At 59.7% G+C, this 1,504-nt stretch carries 2 protein-coding genes; one reads left to right on the top strand and one right to left on the bottom strand.

Features of this window, described 5'->3' with window-relative positions; translation table 11 throughout:
• Positions 1-90: 90 nt before the first annotated feature.
• Positions 91-774: a hypothetical protein gene (locus H0H10_RS41625; RefSeq protein ID WP_139162151.1), complete on the top strand. Its 684-nt coding sequence runs from the start codon at positions 91-93 to the stop codon at positions 772-774.
• A gap of 520 nt (positions 775-1,294) precedes the next feature.
• Here H0H10_RS41625 and H0H10_RS41620 read toward each other — a convergent pair.
• The coding region (locus H0H10_RS41620; RefSeq protein WP_223179362.1) for a hypothetical protein at positions 1,295-1,504 on the bottom strand (210 nt) is incomplete at its 5' end.

The raw sequence follows: 1,504 nt of genomic DNA, 5'->3' as shown, positions 1-1,504 counted from the left end.
GGATCCGCTACTAACTTCAGCCTGCTGAAGCAGGCTGGAGACGTGGAGGAGAACCCTGGACCTATGGTGAGCAAGGGCGAGGAGGATAACATGGCCATCATCAAGGAGTTCATGCGCTTCAAGGTGCACATGGAGGGCTCCGTGAACGGCCACGAGTTCGAGATCGAGGGCGAGGGCGAGGGCCGCCCCTACGAGGGCACCCAGACCGCCAAGCTGAAGGTGACCAAGGGTGGCCCCCTGCCCTTCGCCTGGGACATCCTGTCCCCTCAGTTCATGTACGGCTCCAAGGCCTACGTGAAGCACCCCGCCGACATCCCCGACTACTTGAAGCTGTCCTTCCCCGAGGGCTTCAAGTGGGAGCGCGTGATGAACTTCGAGGACGGCGGCGTGGTGACCGTGACCCAGGACTCCTCCCTGCAGGACGGCGAGTTCATCTACAAGGTGAAGCTGCGCGGCACCAACTTCCCCTCCGACGGCCCCGTAATGCAGAAGAAGACCATGGGCTGGGAGGCCTCCTCCGAGCGGATGTACCCCGAGGACGGCGCCCTGAAGGGCGAGATCAAGCAGAGGCTGAAGCTGAAGGACGGCGGCCACTACGACGCTGAGGTCAAGACCACCTACAAGGCCAAGAAGCCCGTGCAGCTGCCCGGCGCCTACAACGTCAACATCAAGTTGGACATCACCTCCCACAACGAGGACTACACCATCGTGGAACAGTACGAACGCGCCGAGGGCCGCCACTCCACCGGCGGCATGGACGAGCTGTACAAGTAAGGCCGCGACTCTAGAGTCGACCTGCAGGCATGCAAGCTTGATAATCAACCTCTGGATTACAAAATTTGTGAAAGATTGACTGGTATTCTTAACTATGTTGCTCCTTTTACGCTATGTGGATACGCTGCTTTAATGCCTTTGTATCATGCTATTGCTTCCCGTATGGCTTTCATTTTCTCCTCCTTGTATAAATCCTGGTTGCTGTCTCTTTATGAGGAGTTGTGGCCCGTTGTCAGGCAACGTGGCGTGGTGTGCACTGTGTTTGCTGACGCAACCCCCACTGGTTGGGGCATTGCCACCACCTGTCAGCTCCTTTCCGGGACTTTCGCTTTCCCCCTCCCTATTGCCACGGCGGAACTCATCGCCGCCTGCCTTGCCCGCTGCTGGACAGGGGCTCGGCTGTTGGGCACTGACAATTCCGTGGTGTTGTCGGGGAAATCATCGTCCTTTCCTTGGCTGCTCGCCTGTGTTGCCACCTGGATTCTGCGCGGGACGTCCTTCTGCTACGTCCCTTCGGCCCTCAATCCAGCGGACCTTCCTTCCCGCGGCCTGCTGCCGGCTCTGCGGCCTCTTCCGCGTCTTCGCCTTCGCCCTCAGACGAGTCGGATCTCCCTTTGGGCCGCCTCCCCGCATCGATACCGTCGACCTCGACCTCGACTGTGCCTTCTAGTTGCCAGCCATCTGTTGTTTGCCCCTCCCCCGTGCCTTCCTTGACCCTGGAAGGTGCCAC

Origin of the sequence: Streptomyces griseicoloratus (assembly GCF_014534645.1) — a bacterium.
In the GTDB taxonomy this organism is placed as follows: Bacteria; Actinomycetota; Actinomycetes; order Streptomycetales; family Streptomycetaceae; genus Streptomyces; species Streptomyces griseicoloratus.
Note: the sequence above shows the minus strand (reverse complement) of the source record. Positions and strands in the feature narration are given on the sequence as shown.